Here is a 19,420-nt window from a genome sequence, read left to right as displayed (position 1 = left end):
CGCAGTCTCGGCGGGCGCAGCAGTGAACTGGGACCATTGAGACTTCACGGCCGGCGACGCGAACACGGCGGTCTCCGCCAGCCCCCACCGAGTCCGCGGATCGCCGCGGGGTGGGCTATGGCATGACGGGGACGCCTCCGGCCGAAGTCGCGCACATGAGTCGGGAGGCTAGGCAGCAGTCGGCCCGATGCGACGTTCCTGTCGGGTTCCGCTCGGCGCGCGGGCGACTGACGCCGCCGTCGACTGTCGTACACCCGACCTAACATCCGACAATGCTCCGTCGAATCGATGTCAAAGCCCCGTGGCGCTCCCTCAACACCGGATTTTGGGCAAGCGATTTCCCGCTTGGTAAGCGAACGATCGCCTACGGACACAACGGAAGCGGCAAGTCGACGGTCGCCGAACTCCTTCTGAGCCTGGCTGATTCAAGCTCCGCCACCGGTGTGGTCTGGGAGGACGAGAAGGGGAATAAGACAACTGTTCGTGCGGGCGGCACCAGCCCGTCGCCTCATATGGCCGTCTACACCCGCAAATGGGTCGATGAGAATCTGTCGGCGTTCCTCGACGGGGCCAGCGCTGCCGCGATCGTCACCCTGGGAAAGGAGGCGATCGACGCCAAGGGCGAGGAAGAGAGGCTCGTCGGCGAAGTCGATCGCCTCCAGTCCGAGGCCCGCGAGGCAGAGAAGAGTCAGGACGCCGCCGAGAAGAAGCTCAAAGCGCTCACGAAGGAGGTGCAGGAGCGGATCATCTCCGAACTGCAGACCTTTGACTACCAGCACTTCACCCGAAGCCGCTACTCGATCCCGAAGATCGAGGAGAACCTCCGCACCTACAAGGGGGACTTGCCTGACGCGAGCAGCCACACCGAGGCCCTGCAGCGTCTCGGAGAAGGCGCACCGTCCGTGGTCGCCGAGGTGTCCGCGCCGCCCTCGGCGGTTGCATCAGACCTGGAGGTTCTGGCCGATCTTCTGCCCGAAACCCCCACACGAGTAGCGATCGAGGCGCTCGAGAAGAGCCCCATCGCACAAGCATGGGTCGAGCGCGGACTAGACCTGCACGCCGAGAGCGATGAGTGCCTGTTCTGCGCCGGAACGATCACCCCGGAACGCCGCACGCAGTTGGCACGCCACTTCGACGAGAGCTGGCTCGACATAAGAGGCAGGGCCAAGCAGCTCAAGGAGTCCGTCACGCAGGAGAAGACAGCGCTCACGAGGTGGATTGCCTCGATCCCCGACTCAACGGAGTTGGCGAGCGACCTCCAGGCGGCGTATGGGTTGGCGGTTGAACGGCTGTCGGTCGAAGTCACCGAACGCGTTACCGCGTGCGAACGTGTCGAAGCGTCCCTCGAACTGAAGATCGCGGACCCGAGCAGCACGCCTGAGCCACCCGAATGGTCCGTGCTCGGTTCACCTCCTTCGACCACCGTTGTGACGCAGGCGATCTCCGAGCACAACCAGCAGGTGCGCGACCACGCTGAACTCAGTGCGGATCGCAAGAAGACCGTTCTCGACCACATCGTAGGTTCACAGGCCGAAGCGTTCCGCGACCTCGACGGGCAGGTGACCACGCACGCTGCGAAGGCGTCTGCGAGCGCCAAGGCTGCCCAGCTCGCCGAGAAGAAGCTCGACGAGGTGCGTCAGGCCAAGTTCACCACCAAGGACATGGCCGACACACTCACCCGCGACCTCGCCCGTGTTTACGGCAAGGACCACATCAGCGTGGCCGTCACCGATGACGGCAAGTCGTACGCGTGTCGACGAGGCGATAAGCCGGGTACGGACCTCAGCGACGGCGAGCGGACAACACTGTCGCTGCTCTACTTTCTCCGAAACCTGGAAGATCAGCAGACCCCGGGCGTCGACAAGGCCCAGCGCATCGTCGTCATCGACGACCCGTCGAGTTCCCTCGACCGCGAAGCCCTTTTCGCCACGCATCAGTGGCTGTTCGACACCCTAGAAAAGTTCGGCCAATACATCGTCCTCACCCACGACTTCGGCCTGCTTCGGCTATTCCTCCTGTCCTACAAGGGGATGTGGGGGAAGTCGATGAAGGCGATCCGCAATCAAGACCCCGGCGAACTCCTGTTTCCCAGGGTTTCCTTCCTCGAGATCTACGCGTCCGCAACGGACGGCGAGCGAACGTCCAAGGTGGGAGCGCTACCCCAAGTTCTGGTGAAAAACACCTCCGAGTACACCTACCTCTTCTCGATGGTCATGGCCGGGGTTCTCGATTCCCAGGACCACGACCGCCTGTTCCTGCTGCCCAACGCGGCCCGACGGGTTCTTGAGATCTTCGCCAGCTACAAAGCACCACACCGCACGGACTTCGCGCAGCAGCTCGAAGTTCTGGTGCAGGCGCAGCCAGGTGAGCCTTTCCGCGACGTGTTCACCTTCTGCAACAAGCACTCTCATGGCGAGGGCAGCGAAAGCGTTGACGTACTCGACGCGCGAGCGGTACACGGACAGATCCGCCGGTGCATGCAGTTCTTACGAGAGTCCGACCCGACGCACTTTGAACGCATGTGTACGGCGGCTGGTGTCGATCCGGCGAGCCTGCCCTAGACATTCCGACCTGTGCACTCCGCCGACGAGCGCTAGTAATTCTCGCGCACATATTGATAGATCCGGTCGAACAATTCGCCCTTGATCGGCAGCGAGTAGTTCCTGAGCACCGCGCGCAACTCCCGACGGACGGACTTGTCGCCGGAGTCGCTCGAATTCCAGCCCGTGTAGGCGACTTCGCCGACGATCGCGTCGATGCGGCCAACGATCTCCGGGACGATCTTGTGCAACCCTTCCGGCGTGTTCTCCTCCACGATCTGCGTAAGAACGCCCCTCTTCGGATCGGTGAGGCGCTCCAATGCCTCCTCGTCGCCCTCCTCAGCTGCGCGGTCTGCCGCGACGACGTCCTGGGCGACTTTCAGCGCCTCCTCGAGGAACGCGAGCGAGTCCTCGACATTCTCGATCGCCTTGGCCCGGAGCTTCTCGATCCGTTCGGCAAGAGACTTGTAAACAGGGCTATCGCCCTCCGCGAGCCGGCGCTTGAGCCGCGTTTCGATCGAGTCCAGCACGTCCTGGTAGACGTCGCCCTCCCCCTTGCCCGGCGAATCGTCCGAGAGCTTCAACTGGGCCGCGATGCTCTTCATGAGCGCCAGCCCTGCGGCGTCGAGGGTGACCGTCCGCGATGCCATCGACTTCACGGCGACCTCGTTCATGTGGCCGTGGATGAGTTCCGTGGTCTTTGCGCCGAGGCGGGCCCACAGGAAAGACTTGGAGACGTCCTTCGGGCGGATGGACTCGTACACCTTCGCCAGCCAGTGATACTGCTGCTTGAAGGGCAGCAGCATCGGGTGGGGGTCGAGGAACTCCCACACGGTCTGCAGTGCCACGTAGCCCTCGACGAACTCCGTGCGCTGCGAGCTCCCGTCGGGGATCCGCTCGTGCGCTTCGGCGAGGGACTCGAAGGAGGCGTCGGCGGTGTCAATACCGGCGAAGAGGTGGAGGAGCTTCGTCAGGTCGGTGACGAACTTGCCCGCCAACTTGGACGCGTCGACGACGTTCAGGTCGTCGTCCTCGTCCTCGCTCGCCTTCGGGCCTGCGATCGCGTTGCCGATGGCCTTGGCGAGGCCGATGTAGTCGACCACGCGCCCATAGTCCTTGCGCTGACCCGTGACTGGGTTCTTCCACGGCCGGTTCGGCCGGGTGATTGTCTGGAAGAGGTTCGCCTCCTTGGCGGGCTTGTCGAGGTACAGCACGCCCTCGATGGGCGCGTTGAAACCTGTCATCCACTTCGCGGTGACCACGATGAACGACATCGGGTCGTCGACCTTCTTGAACCGGCGCTTGAGCGCTTCTTCCTGCTCAGGGGTGAGCAGGTACTTCTTGAACTCCTTCGGCGTGTCCTTGCTGTCGGCGACGTGCATCACCACGCCGACCTCGCGCAGCTGGCCGTCGAGCATCACCGCTCCGCGACGTGCGAGCTCAACCTCAATGGCCTGTGCGTACGCGATGACCAGCCTCTGGTTGTAGGCCACGACCTGAGCCTTCTGCCCCAACGGAGCGACGAATGTCAGGAAGTGGTCGACGATGTCGGCGCACACCGCGGCGACGCGGTCCGGATTGGACAGGATCGTCTCGATGTGCGAGGCCTTCCCCGAGAGGTACACCTTCTCGTCCTCGTCGAGGTCCTCCTCCACCGCCAGTTCGTCGAACGCCTCGTCCAACGCTTCCTTGTCGAGGCTGAAGCCGACGGACCTGCCCTCGACGACGACGGGCTTGGTGAACCCGTCAGCAATCGACTGCTCCGGGGTGTAGCGCGACATGACGAAGTCCGGATCGGACGGATCGCCGAACAACTTGAAGGTCGAGCGCTCTTTGTCCTGGATCGCGGTTCCGGTCGCGCCGAAGAACTTTGCGTTCGGCACGGCAGCGCGCCACGCGTCGCCGAACTTCCCCTCCTGGGACCGGTGCGCCTCGTCGACGAGGACGATGATGTTCGAGCGGTCGTTCAGCTGCCCTGCTTCGGCGAACTTGTGCACCGTTGTGATGACGACTCCTGGCTCATTGCTTCGAAGCAGAGCGAACAGCTCGCGCCGATTCTTGGGCACGCTCACGCGCGGCATACCGGCAGTCTCGAACATCTCCGCGGTTTGGCGCACGAGGTCCTTGCGGTCGGCGATGACGATCACCGTGGGCGCGCTGCCGAACTTGTCAGCGACCGCGTCATCCCTCAGCAGGCGCGCTGCGGCGAAGGCCATCAGCTCGGTCTTGCCCGAGCCCTGGTGGTGCCAGATCAGCCCGCCGGGCCGGTCCGCAAGCACCTTGTCGTGGATCGCCAGCGCCGCCTCGAACTGCGGATAGCGCGGCAGGAACTTGATGTCGACCTCCGATGCATCCCGCGCGTGCCGGAACATCACTAGGTCTTTGAGAATCGGCAGGATCGTCTCCGGCCGAAGCAGCAACCGCGCGGCGCGCTCGACACGGGCAGGGCCGGTGACAACCTTCGGGTCGTCCTCGGTCGAGCCCCACGGGGCCCAGATCTCGGAGTCAGGGTCCGGGACCGCGCGGATGGGAGCCATCCTGAATTCGAGACCCTCAGTGGCGACGTTGAAGACGTTGGTGGCGAAGAAGTTCGGGTACTCCTCCTCGTACACGTCGTGAATATCTTTCGCCGCGTTCACCCATGAGACAGCCTGCTTGACAGGCGTCTTTGTCTCCGCAACGACGAGCGGGAACCCGTTGACGTAGTAAACGACGTCGAACCGCCTAGTCTTCACCGCCCCGGTGATGCGGACCTCGTCGGCGACGACGAACCGGTTGTTCTCCAGATTCTCGAAATCGATGAACCTACGCGGCACGTGCTTGCCAGTCATGGTGGGAAACGCGTGGTCGCCGCGAAGCATCACGGTGAGACGTTCGTTGGCAGCGACGAGGCCGTTGTGCGCATCGAGGATCGCCTGGTTGACCTCATGCAAGACGAGATCGGCCGACTCCGGGTCGTCGACGAGCTCCGGATTTAGTGCGAGCATCGCCTCCCGGGCCCAGTCCTCAACAACGACGTCGTGCTCTTCGCGCGGCAATTCGTCGCCTGGGGTGGGCTCCCAGCCGGCTCCCTCCGCCCACTCCAGCAGAGACCGCTGGATCGTGGAGGACTCTGTCCATCCCATGTCACGCCACCCCCGCAAGCAAAAGGTCGTAAGCCTCGGGAATCTCGATTTCCTGGCTCAGTAAGGAAGAAAGGAAGGAAGAGCGGAAGGAGCAGAGTTGTGCGAGCTCAGAGCGCGTTGACGTCAATTGGACACCCAGGGAATCCAACTCCAACGTGATTTCCCGCTGCCGCGTCAAGGATGGCAATCGCACTGGCATCTGGCGCGACCGCTTCGCACTGATGTGCTTAATGTTTGTGCCGCCAGCAACATCAAGGAATCTGCCCGCTTCATAGGCCCACAAACACCACTGAAAGGCAAAGTCTGGAGTACAGACCTCAGCGATCGCACGGAGGCGAAGTAGGGTCATCTGGAAGCAGACCGGGCCCGGAATCTCGTTGCGCCACACGGCTGGCATTCCCACTGCCTTTGCGCTCGCGCTTCCTTCGGATACCAAGACGTCCCCATTTCGCAGACTGAACTTCTCGCGTTCGTGCGGCTCGTAATTCATCTCAAGGACATCCGATAGATCGAGCGATCCGTATCCGACATTGGCCGAGCGCAGGTAGCGAGTCATGTTTGGCCCGTTGGCTCGATCTGGGGTCCGTCGCACCCCTGTCGAGAACTCGAAAGCCTGATGGGCGCGAACCTCGGGAACCGATTCATCGTTCACTAGTTGCGATCGTCGCGCGCGGGACAACCGAATAAGACTGTCGGCCTCCGCTACAAGCGCCTCGCTCTGCGCATCCACCAATGCCATGACGTCGACTATGCGACGCTGCTCGTCAACAGGCGGGACCACCAACTGCGCACCGAAGAACTCGGCAAGGCGAACGTTCAGTAGGCCATGAGAGCGTGCTCCCTCTCGCAGCGTCCCGCGGATTGAGTTGAAGAAGTACGTGCCGTTGCAGGCATGGAGGAGGTAGTCCGATTCGATGTTGGGGTGGGCTCGGAAAACGATGTAGAGCGTTGTGACGACGGCGGGCTCGTCGCCATCCCATCGAGCAATGACGCCCCAAGGAGCGTCCTTCGAGGTGCTCTTGTTGTAGACAAAGTCGCCTGGCTCAACGATCCAGTAACCGCTCAGATCTGCGCTTGCAACGCGCTTATTGAAGTATGTCTCCTGGTCGACAAGGCCATGGCCTGCGGCGACGGTCAGAACCCGCTGATGGCCAGCAGAGTTCTTGACGGCAATTCGATCAGCCACTTCATCTAGCCGCTTCACCTCCCACTCATTCATCTGCCAACCCGAACATGCTCAGGTCGATCCCCGCAGCTGCGAGACCTTCGAACATGACAGCTTCAGTCCCGATGCGGTGCTGGCGCGCGTCCGCGTACGCAACAAGCAAGGTGCCCAAGTCGGCGGCCTCCTCTGCTGCGACCTTGATGTAGCGCCCGATATTCAGGTCGAAGCCGTGGTCCTGGATCTCGTCGAACGGCACCAGGCGCATGTTCGCGCCACCTTCACCGTCGGGGTCCTCGCCGGTGCGGTAGACCCTAGTGAGCGTCTCGACGTCGTCCTCGGACATGCGGTTCTGGTTCTTGCCATTGTGGAACCGAGCCGACCCGTCGATGAAAAGTACGTGGTTCTGTCGGTCAACTGGTTTCTGATCGCGGAAGATCAGCAGGCAGGCGGGAATCTGGGTCGAGTAGAAGAGGTTCGGCGGGAGCCCGACGACGGCCTCGAGGAGGTCCTTTTCGATCAAGCACTGCCTGATGCGGCCCTCTGCACCACCGCGGAACAGGGCGCCGTGGGGCATTACGACGCCGACCCGGCCGGTACCGGGCTTCATCGAGGAGACCATGTGCTGCACGAACGCATAGTCGCCGTTCTTCGCCGGCGGCACCCCGCAGATCGCCCGAGGGTCCGCCGCCCACCGGTCAGCACCCCAGTTGGCCAGTGAGAAAGGCGGGTTGGCGATCACCGCGTCGAACTGGCGGACCGCGCCGGCGGTGTCCTTGAACGCGGGTGCGCGGAGCGTGTCACCGCGCTTGATGTCGAAGTCCTCGATCTCGTGTAGGAAAAGGTTCATCCGCGCGATCGAGGAGGTGGTCAGGTTGATCTCCTGGCCGTACAGGCGCAGCGTGCGGTGGTCCATGCCGGAGGCGCGCAGCTGGTTTATGGTGGCCACCAGCATGCCGCCCGATCCGCACGCCGGGTCGTAGACGGCCTCGCCTGGCTGCGGTTCCAGGATGCCGACGAGCAGGTGCACGACCTCGCGCGGTGTGAAGAACTCACCGGCCTTCTTGCCGGACTCGTCGGCGAAGTTTTTCAGCAGGTATTCGTACCCGGCACCGAGCAGGTCGTGGGAGACCGTGGACGGGTCGAGTCTGATCTGGTTGAACGCCTTGATAAGGCCGAGCAATGCCGACTCGGGAATGCGCTCCTGGTTGCCCCACGACGCATCGCCGAATACGCCGGCCAGCGAGCGCGGGTTGGCCTTCTCGATCTGCTGGAACGTCCGTGCGATTTCGGCTCCCAGGTTCTTGACCTTGGTCGTGACCTCGGACCATAGCGTGCCCGCGGGCATCTCGAACCTGTGGAAGTCGGCCTCGATCTCGTCGTCGAGGTCGTCGCCGTACTCGTCGAGGGCTTCCTTGCGCTCGTACGCCCAGGTGTCGGATATCCACTTCCAGAACAGCATCGGAAAGACGTAGGTCTTGAAGTCGGCGGGGTCGACCGGTCCGCGCAGCGCGTTGGCCGCGTCCCACAGCCGCGTCTCAAGGTCTTGCTGGGTTATTGTCACCGGGTGCGTGCTTCTTTCGGTCGGTTGAACTCCTTCATTTCGGAGCCCCGTGACATCCTTTCAGCGGGCTACGCACTTTCGTAGCAGGCCAGGCCGAAAGTCAACACCCTGGTCATCTCGCCGCTCGGCACGCGCGAGATCAACACCTGGCGCGCCCTGTGAGAATCGATGGATGGGCAGCCGTGCCGAATCCGACGAGCATTACGTCCTCGACATATGCGACGAGATCCTCGGGACCGTGGGGCGCCGCCAGGCACCTTCGACTGGCTCCGAGGAGACCCGTCTCCCAAACTGCACAGGGGCACGCGGCTTCCCGTCGACGGGTACTGGCCGGACGTGGGACTGGTCGTCGAGTTCCAGGAGGAACAGCACTCGCAACCTTCTTCGTTGTTCGACCGCCGCCAGACCGTCTCGGGGGTCGGCCGCGGACAACAGCGCCACCTCTACGACGCGCGCAAGCGCACTCTAATCCCCGAACACGGGTTGCGGCTCGTGGTCATCGAAAAGCTCGCGTTCGCCGTGAAGTCGAAGCGAATCGCGCGTCTCCATATGCAGGACATCGCCGTTGTCCGTCAGCACCTCGACCTGGGTTGAGTCACCACGTTTCCGATTGTGGTGACAGTCGCGACTGCGTCAATGACAGGTCGAGGCCAAGAGCGGCCACGTCGCGGGAGCGCACCGTGCTTATGACGGTGTGGTGGCCGGTCCCGGTTCTGCACTCAGCAACACCTCGTACTCGGTGGTCCAGCATTCCGGGGCTTGGCCGCGGTACCAGCTCAACCGCGGCCACTCATTCCGGTATCGCGTCAATGCGCTGCCGGTACGCACGCACGCACGCGGCAGACCGTCCTCGCGAATAATCCTCTCGACATTCGCAGCGTCAGCGGGATCGACATCCGGGTCGCCCTGAATCTCTTGCAGTAGCGCGTAGTGGGCGTAGATCACCCGGCGGGCCGGTTCGACAGGCTTGCCTTTCCACTGGTTGGGCACAGCATCGTGGTAACGGCGTAGAACCTCGGCCAGAGATGCGCCGCTATTGAACATGCGGGCGGCTTCGGCGCGGGTCTCTGCGCTCGGCCATTTCTCCAACCTGCGCGCAACAACGAAGTTCATGCCGCGCAACGTTAGTCGTGTCACGGGGGGCCCAGAGCGCGTGACGGACCGGTCGACGAGGCCGGTCAGTCCTTTGGTTCGGCTTCGAAGAAGTCGTCGAGGGTCCACGCCTCGGGAGTGACGGTCAATTGCTCCGAATTTCTACGGATTCCACGTCGGTCCATGGCGCTGGCGATCATCTCCACGCTGATCTCTTCCGGCGCCTTCATGCCGGCGACGACAGTGAGAGTGAAGTTGCCGGACCTCTCACACGGCCGGAGGTCGCCGACGTCCCAGGTGATCTCGAAGATGTCGCCCTTGTCGACAACAGACCCGGCGTGGGGGAAGAAGCCGGGGACCTGAGCCCTCGCCAGACCGGCATGAGTGTTCGCGAGCATCCCATCCAGCGGGTCAGGCCACTTCGGCAGCTCGGGAAGGTCCCGGACACTCGGGGGGTAGGTACGGACGAGAACGCCGCCCTTGCGGATGCGGACCATTAGCTGCACGCCGGAAACCGGGTCGTCGGTGTCGTTGACGACCTCGAAGTGCACGGTGTTCGCGTCATCGTCGTCGACGATCTGCCGGAGCACGTGGTCGAGCAGGCGGCTACGCACCGTGGCGAGGTAGTCGGCGACCCTCTGGTCGAACTCCTCAGCGTCCTTCGGGCTGGCGTACCGGCCGAACAAGTTCATCGAGTCCAGCCCCGCGAACCGAGTGATGTCCATCGAGCTGTGGTGCCTCGGAGTCGACGGCGGGGGCTCCGGCAGCTTACCGGCGTTCGCGCGGACGTACTTCTCGCGTCGCCGCATCCAGTCGTCGAGCTGCTCCTGCTCGACGCTGAATCGGATGATCGGCTCCGCCACGTACCCGAGAGTCAGGTCTAGTTCCGGCCGCTGCGTGCCCTGCACCAGGCGGCGACTGAGCATCTCCATTTCCTTGGGCCCCGCGGGAGCGGTGCGGGCTGCTCCGCGGTGGAACACAATGCCGGCGTGGTACTTGTCGTACTGCTTCTGCAGCGTGTGTTGCGGGTCGCCGACCTCCGGCGGTTCGACGACGACCACGAGCACCTCGACGCCTTCGAACCGAATCGTGCGCGGCGTGAACCGGGGTGTCACGGCGTACGTCTTGATCCCCGGCGTGAGGTCGGCGTGGTCGATAGCGGGGATTCCGGCCGCCGCGCCAGGTTCCACCCCGACCACCATGTAGGCCACGCCGCCGCAGTTGAGTCGAGCATCTTCGACTGAGCGGTTGGCGAATCCAAGGGCCGCTTTGGCGACGGCAAACTTGCCCGCGGCGGTGTTGAGGTCGAGGCTGCTCTTCCACTCCAGCCAGTTGGTCTCCTGGACTTCGGGCCGCGACCCGTGAATCGCGGCGACCAGGCGGCCGAGTTCGTCATCGGTGCGAATCGCACGAGTTGTGTCGATGTCGCTCAGCGCGATTGGCTGTGAATCCACCACCTGAGCGTATTGCTCGGCGGTGACAGGTCATGTTGCCGTTGCTGTGGGTCGCGGCCCCTGCACCCCGTTCTCTGCGAGAATGGCAGTTCACCGTTGAATGCGGCCAAACTTGTCGCGGGCTTTCCGCCCGAATTGATCAACAGACCACATAGACATCGAACGGGCCGAGGAAGCCCTCTACGCGGCGGCCGAGTTTCGACGATCTGGCCGCCGAGGTCGCCGCTAGCCTCGTCGCTGCTCTTGTAGCAGTTGATCTATCGGCACCTGCAACGCATTCGCAAGGTCGTAGATGCGTTCATACAGCAGCCCACGCCGGCCGTGCTCGACATCAATCAAGACGTTCCGAGTCACGCCCGAAAGAAGGGCAAGCGTCTCCTGTGACATTCCTTGCCGGATTCGCGATTCGCGGATGTTCTGACCGACCATCTGCCTCAGCCGCTCCCACTGGGCGACCCTCTCGGGGTCGTTCTGACTGGGACGAGTAGGCACGCAGACAGAGAAGTGGCGTCCGCGATCAAAGTCTGCCCTACTAGTAGTACATTAGGCCGGTGTCGGACCCGAGTGCCCTACGAAGTGAGGACTTCGCGACACCCGACGGCATCGAGGTACTGGATCAGCTATGCCTGACGCTCCTCGAATGCCTGCTGATCGCCAACGATGTGCAGCGCGACGTCGGTCTGAACCTAGATGAACTCATCAGCGGACTTAGCGCTATCCAAAACACAGCAAGGTCGGCTTTCCGCGCGGCCAGTCTTCTGAACCAACGGGCCGAGCTGGAGGTTGCGTGGAGCGACTACTTCTCACGACCGAAGGCAATCTTTGCCCGTCACCATGCCGCCGTCAGATCGGGAGCCCGCATGGTCCGGCCACGCGAGCCTGCAGCGTCGCTGTTCGACGCTGAACTCGACGACGCAATGCCGATCGACGACGGGCCTCAAGTTGGGACTCCAAGGCCAGCGTGCACGTCGGCAACTAAAGCAAAGCGGGCCTGCAGTAACACAGCTATCTATCTCGGCTCCGGCGTGTTTGCACAGCACTGTTACAGCCACTTGACTGCGGTTGAACGTCGCCGCTTCGACAAGCACCGCGACGAAATCGCAGCCCTCGAGGACCGCCTCCTAGAGGAGGGCGCTCAGCACATCGCACGGGCAGCCGAACTCGTCCGACTCGAATGGCAGCGCAAGCGGCAAACAGATGGAACCTGGATCGATACCCAGGCAGCCTGGCAGCGCTCGGGCGAGTTTCAGTGACGAACATTGCCTAGCCTCGGCTGATATCGTCGCTCGTGTGGAGCAGCTCGTGATCCGCAACCTTCCCGACGGGACTAAGGCTGCACTGCGAGCGCGCGCCGCACGTCACCGTCGCTCCGTCGAAGCCGAAGCCCGCGCGATCCTGGCCGATGCTTTGTCGGGTGAAGATGTCCCGATGTCGGTACTGCTCGGCGCCGACAGCGGCCATGACATCGAGTTCGAGCCCGAACGCCTCGGCTTGGTGCCGACCACCCCGGCCCCGCGGACGTTTGGGCAACTACCGAGCCTGTCCGTCCCCGCAGACTTTGACGAGCTTTTACCCGATGCCGAGCTTGCAGGCTGGGAGGGCGAGGAGTCGTCGTGAACATCCTGTTGAACACCAACGTCGTGGCGTGCCAGAATGCAAACGCGCCTTGGCGGAGTTGGCAAATTCGGTCGAACATTCCGAACAGTTCATCGACCCGTCCGAGGCAAGTACCTGGGACGCTGGTTCGCCAGAAAAGTGCTGCATGTCTTCGTTCCGCCGGCCGGTGCCCTCCGATGGGGCGCCAGCCCGGCGGTGACTTTGGAACTCGTAGGAACCTAACCCGCGATAGCACTGATACGGATACGTCATCAGTGGAAGCCCGGGCGCGTGGCCAATGCCGCACTGGGGTGACCGCTTTCGGCATCCCGCACAAGACTGCATGTGCCGCCACGGTTTCGCAACCAATTCCGTGGTCGTGGTCGGCCGGTTCGGTGTGCATCACTCGGCGATGCGAAACACCGGCGAGCAGTAGTGGGCAATAGGGACCATTAACCGGCGGCCTTTCTTGTACCGCCACGGGACCGCAACGGAATACCGTGGGCTCTTGCCCACCGCGCCATCGTGGATGCGCCCACACCTTGTTCGCGAGCGAGTTCCGGAAGGGTCCGCCCGCGGGTGATGTACTCCGTATAGAGCCACTCGCGCTCGACCGTGCGCTTCGGCGGCCGGCCGCCGCTGCGTAGGTCGATCTCGTAGTCGCTCGCCAGTCGCGCCATGGTCTGTCTGCTCACTCCGGCGATATCGGCAATATCACGTAGGCTCCGACACTCCACGTTGTAGTGATCGATAAACCGGTGGCGCGGAAAGGCTTGTTTCGCGAGGAAATAAGCACCATGGTCCCCATCTCGCAATGCAGGACAGGGATAGGAACTCAGCAGATAGCGGGCGGCCTCTATTTCGATGCCGGCTCGCTGAGCGGCACGCCCGAGCGGCAGCCCGTCCTGCAGATAGTGGTGAAGCGCGTCGACGTCCGCCTCATCCGGGTTAATGCCTGGCAACTGAAGTCCACTCATGCACGTCGACGGAGGTTCATAGCGGACGGGCTCGTCGCAGACATTCTGGCTCGCGAGGAACTCAAGAGCGTGGTCATCGAGTGCGGCGGCGAGCGCGGGCGTCAGGTAGTACGGGAAGTCGGAAATCTTGCTGCGCACCATCGGTTTCAGACCCTGGACTCCGGTAGGTCCGCCGGATAATAGCTCCTCCAAATAGCAGCGGGCCACGGCGGCTCGGGCGGACCCTTGGGCTGCGGTGTCGGTCTCTCTGCAGATGCGAAACCAGACGCTGTCCGGCAACAACGTGCGGTAATCCAGTGTGCGTCTGCGCGCGTAGTCGATGGGGACGTCGGTGTCGTTCAAGCAGTCGGCAAGGTCGTCGATGGCGCGGTTGATATTGGGCCATTCTGGTTGCTTTTGGAGCAGCTGCAGAACACGGGACGCTCCCTGTTCATCAATGGGACTGCGCAGGATGCGCACGCTGTGCTTGAGCACGACCGACGCACCGACTAGTAGCAGTGCTACCGAAAGCGCGGCCCGAAGTTGGCGTTGATGGCTTCCCGGAATCGCCAGCGGTAGCGACAACTTCGGCCACAGCAGGGTGGGGATCTTGCGCGAAAGGTGCCTAACCTCGGCGTGCGTTCTCGACGGCACGGATGGCCACTGGGTGATCGTCCGGTATCGAAGCTGATCGCTCGGTTTCAGGGCCGGACCCAGTGCCGCGAGTTGCACGGCCCTTGATATTCCTGGCGTCCAGAGCAGATTGGTTGTGCAGGGCAGCGCCTTTCGGGCACGCATGGCGGTCGTCAACCAACGGAGCTCGTTTCCTGCTGATTGCACGTCAGGTTGGTCTAGGCAGTGAAGCGCGGAAAGCACTCCGACCGCAGTCAAACTGGCGGACCGGGGTGCGCGAATTCGTAGCTGTCGAAAGTCACTCCGCTGCGTGCTAGTAGGAAGCTGAGGATGGTCCCGCCGGTACACGTCAAGCAGGTCGGAGGCGACGATGAGTTCCAGTTCTTCCGGTATCGCGTAGGACAAGGCTCTGACGGCGATCGCCCTTACAGAAGACAGGACAGCGCGGCCCTGCTCATCTCCCTGTGCGTAAAGACCCGTCGCCAGAGGTTCTCCGTCGATGATGCTGTTGATCCATCTCTGCGCGAAAAGGACGCGATGGGCCTCGTCGTTGAAAGTGAGAGTCTCGGAGGTCGACATATCTGTCCCGCACCGAGCGACTCTCGGTGATCGAACACCATCGATAGCTTCGCAGCTGCCCGGCCTTGGGATCAGGCCGTAGGGGCGGGCTCGCTCCATTGCGCCGCTCCGACAGCCAGGGCAACTATCGGCGAGCAGGCATTGGTGCTGAAGACACGCGAAGGTCCAGCCCAGCCTCCAGGAAAGTTGCCATCGGCCGCCCGATTCCGAGAGGCACTGGGGACAGTAGCGCGAGCCTGCTCGTGGGCCCCATGGAAATCTGTAGTCCAGGGTCGTGCGGGACTTGGCCGCAAGAGCTCGCCCTTCGTAGTGGGACAACGTCATCGCTGCGAGGGTGGTGGGTTCGACGCCCGTTGCTCCGTGCAGTGCGGATTGCTGATCCGTGCTGATCGCCACCATCCACTGCGGTAGCCATCGGACTGACGCGGCACCACCTAGGCCGACGGCTGCGAGCAGATCACCCCAATTGGTGCGTGTGCGAGCAGCGAGCGCTTCCAGCCAGGAGTCGAGTGCCTCGCCGTCGACGGGTTCGACGTTGATCGGGATGCGCCGAGCGGTGATACTCATGTTGTGCCGACGCGAGTTGTGATCTTCCCATTGGTCATCGCCGACTCAAGCTCTCTACGTGCTTTTTCCGCGGCGGCGTCGTTCTTGACTGAATCGAGCAGGTCCTTGCTCAGGCATTCCGCGCCCGTACGTACGGCTCGTTGGCAACCCCGGTTGATCAGGGTCATCAGGGAGCCGATATGGCCGGTGGAACGCGCGTAGAGGTAGTCCGAGAGTTCGTCGGCGAGCATTCCCGGGTAGCTTCCGGCAAGGACTATTCGCTTTTCTAGTGTCAGGAGCAGTTGTCGCCAGCACTGTCGTGCGGATCTCGTCTTGATATCGAACGAGTCCATAGTGAGTCGTGTTGTGCGTCTGCCTGTTTGGGCGATAACGGCGTCTTGGTAGGACTCTCCCTCGGAGAACAGTCCCTTGGCTGCTAACCCGACACCGATGTACATGATCGTCACCGGGAACTCATTCGCGATGTACTTGAAGTGATTGCTGATCTCAACGCTCTGGCTGTTTCCCCACCGCAAGAAGTGCAGATCGTCGATCATCAACAGTCGGGTTTCGCAGCTCAGCACGCAGTCGAGTACGCGATGAGCAAGTTGGGCTGCCGTGCCGCGGCTGATGCCGGGGTGTCCGAAGTACCCGAGCATCGCCCGGTTGAAATCCAGCATCCCGGTGTTTCCGGTTAGGCCGACGCGGCAAACTGGAATCCGTTCGTGGCCCTCGGCTGTCGTATGCCCGTACTCCGCGATTTCACGGGCATGAAAATCCCTGGCGAAGGCTAGCGCCGCGGTGGTCTTGCCTAGGCCAGGAAACCCATCAACGGCGACTGCGCTTTTCGGCTTGTCGCCGGATTGTAGGTTGCTGTCGACGATGTCCCATAAGTCCTCGTGCAGTCCCACCAACTGCGGGGTCTTGATCGGGCCGAGATTCGCATGCCAATGGCGTCGTCGCGCGTTGTACTTCGCCAACTGGTCATCGCTCAGGTTTGTCAGTTCGGTTTGGGTCAGCCGCTCGGGTGTCGAAAGGATGGGGCTGTTGGCGAACGCGAACCAGCCTTCCTTACGCGACAGAGTCAGATTGTCCAGGGCAGGCTGCTGCCGTCGAACGCGCGGTGCTGTCGTCACGCATCCTCCCAGGCATCGGCGTAGAAGTCTTCAGGACTGTCGCCGTCGTCCCCGCAAACTGTCTCTGTCTCGATGGAGGTGGGTTCATCCGCCCCCATCCCGGCTGATTCGGAAAGTGCATGTCGAACCGACGGCAGCTTCGACGTCGATTCAGTCTCATAAGTGACTGCTGCACACCGTAACTCATCCTCCCGTGACAGCCGAAGCGCGATGCGCCGCTCGGCTAGCGATCTCCCCAGACCCAGATTCCAACGCTCGAGGAGGAGCCCCATAGCCAGCTCGTCGTTGGGGTAGGTGTACTTCTGCTCGGCCAGGTCCCGTGCGTACTTCAGCGCTTCGTCGCTGAACGGAGTGTCCAGTGCGCCAGCGTGTTCCCAGATCAAGGTGTGCCAGATACGACTATCGGGATCGCGGAAGTAGACCTGGGAGATATCGTCGGGATGGCAATGGACCGGCCACAATCCTCCTGGGTACGGGCTTCGTTCGTGTCGACGCCTATCGAGAACCGGGCCCTTGTATATCCGACGGTCGATCTCGATACCGTAGGGCTGGATTGTCCGCTTCGTGACAGCCAGGAACTCGTAGGCCAGGTCGGGGGTCCTCGGCGCTTCGATATAGCCCGCGCGTGCGAGCCCATGCTCGAACATCGTGACCGGTGAGAGTTCGAGGCCGGGCAGCGCGGGTTCGATCAAGCCAGCATGTGGCCTGCGGTGATACACCACCGCAATCCACTCACGGATGATCGCCTCAAGATCGTTGATGTAGAAATGTGCCTCCCCTTCGGGGTGCTTACCCCGGGAGTGAATATCAGGGCCTTTGTAGCCGGGCAGATACTGCAGCAGGTCTTCGCGAATTGTGCGAAAGAAGCGTTCGATCGGCCCTTTGTCTCGTCCAGTTCGTAGGCGTGCCGGCTGAATTGAGATCCCCATCCGTTGGCAGACGCTGGTCATGTGATTGGAGACGTACACCTTTCCGTGATCTACGATCAGCGTTTCCGGGACGATGGCCGGGCCGATCGCACGGACGCCTTCACGTTCGATGCCGTTGGCGTCCAGGAGAACGGAGCAGGGGATTCCGTGTTCTGGCCAAGTCGCCTCCCGCGGCCATGTAGATGGGGCGGCCGGTGGCCGGTAGGCCTGGTACAACACGGTCGCCACGTCTACGGACTTGGTGGACACCGGCGTCAGACGCAGGCCGGTGATGCACCGTGTGTACCAGTCCATTGCCACAGTCAGCTCCACCTGACACCACCGCAGGGTCAGTGGGTCCATCGCGAATACGTCCAACCTGGTCGTGTCCATGAGCATGTATTCCCCCGGCCGCGTGGGCCGCAGCTTTCCGTAAACACCGGGGTTTCGCTCGGCGATGTCGCGGTTGCGTTTGGTGCTCAATCGGAAGGTCGGGTGCTTAGATTCCAGTTCGGTTAGCATCCGAAAGGCTGTGGCTCGGCTCGGTAGCGGCACAACGTCGGGTCCGAAGCGGGCGATCACTCGAGCGTTGGTGCGCTTGATCACCGCGGTGCGGGAAGGACGCGACTGGTCGAAGCTTTCCACCATGACCTCCACGGCGGTATCCCGCCAGCGACTATCCACACTTGGCATGGCGTCGACCCGGATGCCCCTGCCTCTGGCCAGACCTGCCTCCCCGTGAGCCCGGTAGGCGGCCACCATCCGCTGGATGGTGCGCACGTCGACCCCGAGTTCGACGGCCTTTGCCTCGTAGCGGGCACTCAGAGGGAGCGCCGGGTCGTACTGCGGCTTCGACTCGGCGTCATCGCAGGACTCGCCCAGTTCGTCACGGTATCCGGTAAGGACTTCCCGGACGTGGCCAGCGCGGTCGCGGACCGCGTTGCGCTCCTCCTCGCCGAGCATGCCCAGGATCGTGGCGGCAACGTCCTCAGGTGGTTCATCGTCTCCCGCGTCCCAGGACTCCCCATGGGGTTGCTCAGACCGGTACATCAGGATGTCGGAAAATGCGACGGTACGAATTTGGTTGGTACCGACAGTTTTAACTGTTGCGATGTTGCCGCCTGAAGCCGTGCGGATCTCAATAACTTCAATCAATTCGCCCTGGTACGCGAGCCGGACTCCAGGGCCGATTCGTCGCCGATGTTTCATGAGTTCGGTCCTTTGCGGAGAATGGAAGACGATTGGAGCGGGGTGCTCAGGTCGGTATGCAGGGACCCGCACCAAAGGAGATGACATACGCCAGCACGCGCGAGCGGTTGGGGCCATTCGTCGCAGGAAAGGATTGCCTGCTGTATCGACAACCCATCGATCTGGCTGTTGCGGAGCTGTTCAAGGACACCCGCGTTCATCCGACGCTCATCACGGTATCCGGCGAGGAAGCGCCGGTTTGCGAGTTCGATCGGCGGCGGCTCTGTCCACACCTCGTAGCGCCACCCCAACTCCTGGATGAGCTCGCGCGTCCACGTCAGGGAGTAAGTGACTTTGGGTGAAGTTGTACGGGCCAGCGGTTTGACGTCGACGACCACAGGTCCGGTCGATGTCAAGAGCAGGTAGTCCGGGATGCGTCGCCGCCTCTTTCCTTCCATGTCGGCTTCGATCAAGAAGGGTTGGGCCACAATAAAAGTCACTGCAGGATCAAAGTCGGCGTAGATGAGTCGCGTCAGCTCCAGCCGGGATTCATAGATCACATGATCTTGCATTGTCGCTGACCAGTAGGTCCCGGAGTAGTGGCGCTGCCCGTACCACCACCGGAATGTCCGCCAGGGTGCGAGGGAACACGTTGCGACGCCCTTCGCGGTGTCCCACTCGACTGTTTGGACGGCATCGTCGTGGCGAGTTTTGAAGGAAAGGGACGCTGCGATCGGAGGGGTGCGAAGTTCAGCCACCGGTAACACCGCCGCGGCGCCGAGGTCTCGACACACGTGTCGGAGCGTTGACATGGGCGCAGGAATGCGTTGCAATCATGAGGTCCCTTCGGAGGGGCTTATCTGGAACTGCGGACTTCAGTGCCGCTAGCGCGGGGTCGGGTGCCAGCCCGGCCCTTCGCCATATCTGGGGCGCCGCTACTG

The 19,420-nt window shown here is 62.6% G+C and carries 13 protein-coding genes and 1 pseudogene; 4 read left to right on the top strand and 10 right to left on the bottom strand.

Annotated features, from left to right (window positions below; all coding sequences use genetic code 11):
• Window positions 1–272: 272 nt before the first annotated feature.
• Complete coding sequence (locus LOK44_RS14855; protein ID WP_237570821.1) at window positions 273–2,561, top strand: AAA family ATPase; 2,289 nt, start codon at window positions 273–275, stop codon at window positions 2,559–2,561.
• Between the two features lie 32 nt (window positions 2,562–2,593).
• Here the strand turns inward: LOK44_RS14855 and LOK44_RS14850 are convergent, their stop codons facing one another.
• From LOK44_RS14850 to LOK44_RS14840, 3 genes are read right to left on the bottom strand one after another with little or no spacing between them, the layout of a single operon-like run.
• A complete protein-coding gene (locus tag LOK44_RS14850; RefSeq protein WP_237570820.1) occupies window positions 2,594–5,665 on the bottom strand; it encodes a type I restriction endonuclease subunit R in 3,072 nt (1,023 codons plus the stop codon).
• 1 nt (window position 5,666) lies between these two features.
• A complete protein-coding gene (locus LOK44_RS14845; RefSeq protein WP_237570819.1) occupies window positions 5,667–6,884 on the bottom strand; it encodes a restriction endonuclease subunit S in 1,218 nt (405 codons plus the stop codon).
• Window positions 6,877–8,391: a type I restriction-modification system subunit M gene (locus LOK44_RS14840; protein WP_237570818.1), complete on the bottom strand. Its 1,515-nt coding sequence runs from the start codon at window positions 8,389–8,391 to the stop codon at window positions 6,877–6,879. Before LOK44_RS14840 ends, LOK44_RS14845 begins: the two co-directional genes overlap by 8 nt.
• Before the next feature lie 336 nt (window positions 8,392–8,727).
• On the opposite strand from LOK44_RS14840, the gene LOK44_RS14835 reads away from it, so the two are divergent.
• Window positions 8,728–8,985, top strand: a complete 258-nt coding sequence (locus tag LOK44_RS14835) for a hypothetical protein (RefSeq protein WP_237570817.1) — start codon at window positions 8,728–8,730, stop codon at window positions 8,983–8,985.
• A gap of 90 nt (window positions 8,986–9,075) precedes the next feature.
• On the opposite strand, the gene LOK44_RS14830 is transcribed toward LOK44_RS14835, so the two are convergent.
• The 3 genes from LOK44_RS14830 to LOK44_RS14820 all read right to left on the bottom strand — a co-directional run bounded on the left by LOK44_RS14830 (window position 9,076) and on the right by LOK44_RS14820 (window position 11,429).
• The gene (locus LOK44_RS14830; RefSeq protein WP_237570816.1) at window positions 9,076–9,504 is read right to left on the bottom strand and encodes a hypothetical protein; all 429 of its coding nucleotides are present in this window, start codon (window positions 9,502–9,504) and stop codon (window positions 9,076–9,078) included.
• Between the two features lie 65 nt (window positions 9,505–9,569).
• On the bottom strand, window positions 9,570–10,937 hold the full coding sequence (locus LOK44_RS14825) for a hypothetical protein (protein ID WP_237570815.1): 1,368 nt from the start codon (window positions 10,935–10,937) through the stop codon (window positions 9,570–9,572).
• Window positions 10,938–11,162: 225 nt separating this feature from the next.
• On the bottom strand, window positions 11,163–11,429 hold the full coding sequence (locus tag LOK44_RS14820) for a helix-turn-helix domain-containing protein (protein WP_237570814.1): 267 nt from the start codon (window positions 11,427–11,429) through the stop codon (window positions 11,163–11,165).
• A 59-nt stretch (window positions 11,430–11,488) separates the two neighbouring features.
• On the opposite strand from LOK44_RS14820, the gene LOK44_RS14815 reads away from it, so the two are divergent.
• Together LOK44_RS14815 and LOK44_RS14810 are read left to right on the top strand one after the other, a co-directional pair.
• The gene (locus LOK44_RS14815) at window positions 11,489–12,190 is read left to right on the top strand and encodes a hypothetical protein (RefSeq protein WP_237570813.1); all 702 of its coding nucleotides are present in this window, start codon (window positions 11,489–11,491) and stop codon (window positions 12,188–12,190) included.
• Between the two features lie 49 nt (window positions 12,191–12,239).
• Window positions 12,240–12,446: pseudogene (locus tag LOK44_RS14810) on the top strand (FitA-like ribbon-helix-helix domain-containing protein); the annotation flags it as partial.
• Window positions 12,447–12,985: 539 nt separating this feature from the next.
• On the opposite strand, the gene LOK44_RS30205 reads toward LOK44_RS14810, so the two are convergent.
• From LOK44_RS30205 to LOK44_RS14790, 4 genes are read right to left on the bottom strand one after another with little or no spacing between them, the layout of a single operon-like run.
• Window positions 12,986–15,268 carry a TniQ family protein gene (locus LOK44_RS30205; RefSeq protein ID WP_504928327.1) on the bottom strand — a complete coding sequence of 761 codons (2,283 nt, stop codon included), beginning with the start codon at window positions 15,266–15,268 and terminating at the stop codon, window positions 12,986–12,988.
• Window positions 15,265–16,383 carry a TniB family NTP-binding protein gene (locus LOK44_RS14800; protein WP_237570811.1) on the bottom strand — a complete coding sequence of 373 codons (1,119 nt, stop codon included), beginning with the start codon at window positions 16,381–16,383 and terminating at the stop codon, window positions 15,265–15,267. The genes LOK44_RS30205 and LOK44_RS14800 overlap by 4 nt, the downstream gene beginning before the upstream one ends.
• Window positions 16,380–18,500 (bottom strand): TnsB C-terminal domain-containing protein, encoded by a 2,121-nt coding sequence (locus LOK44_RS14795; protein ID WP_237570810.1) that lies wholly within the window; start codon window positions 18,498–18,500, stop codon window positions 16,380–16,382. The genes LOK44_RS14800 and LOK44_RS14795 overlap by 4 nt, the downstream gene beginning before the upstream one ends.
• Window positions 18,497–19,213 carry a TnsA-like heteromeric transposase endonuclease subunit gene (locus LOK44_RS14790; RefSeq protein WP_372481253.1) on the bottom strand — a complete coding sequence of 239 codons (717 nt, stop codon included), beginning with the start codon at window positions 19,211–19,213 and terminating at the stop codon, window positions 18,497–18,499. The genes LOK44_RS14795 and LOK44_RS14790 overlap by 4 nt, the downstream gene beginning before the upstream one ends.
• Between the last annotated feature and the right edge of the window lie 207 nt (window positions 19,214–19,420).

The organism is Mycolicibacterium lacusdiani (assembly GCF_021916785.1).
GTDB classification, from domain to species: domain Bacteria; phylum Actinomycetota; class Actinomycetes; order Mycobacteriales; family Mycobacteriaceae; genus Mycobacterium; species Mycobacterium lacusdiani.
This window is presented reverse-complemented; position numbering and strand designations above follow the sequence as displayed.

What these genes read in the sequence shown, in the direction of transcription:
- LOK44_RS14830 (WP_237570816.1), bottom strand. Translation starts at nt 9,504, where the DNA reads ATGAACTTCGTTGTTGCGCGCAGGTTGGAGAAATGGCCGAGCGCAGAG.
- LOK44_RS30205 (WP_504928327.1), bottom strand. Translation starts at nt 15,268, where the DNA reads ATGAGTATCACCGCTCGGCGCATCCCGATCAACGTCGAACCCGTCGAC.
- LOK44_RS14845 (WP_237570819.1), bottom strand. Translation starts at nt 6,884, where the DNA reads ATGAATGAGTGGGAGGTGAAGCGGCTAGATGAAGTGGCTGATCGAATT.
- LOK44_RS14855 (WP_237570821.1), top strand. Translation starts at nt 273, where the DNA reads ATGCTCCGTCGAATCGATGTCAAAGCCCCGTGGCGCTCCCTCAACACC.
- LOK44_RS14795 (WP_237570810.1), bottom strand. Translation starts at nt 18,500, where the DNA reads ATGAAACATCGGCGACGAATCGGCCCTGGAGTCCGGCTCGCGTACCAG.
- LOK44_RS14850 (WP_237570820.1), bottom strand. Translation starts at nt 5,665, where the DNA reads ATGGGATGGACAGAGTCCTCCACGATCCAGCGGTCTCTGCTGGAGTGG.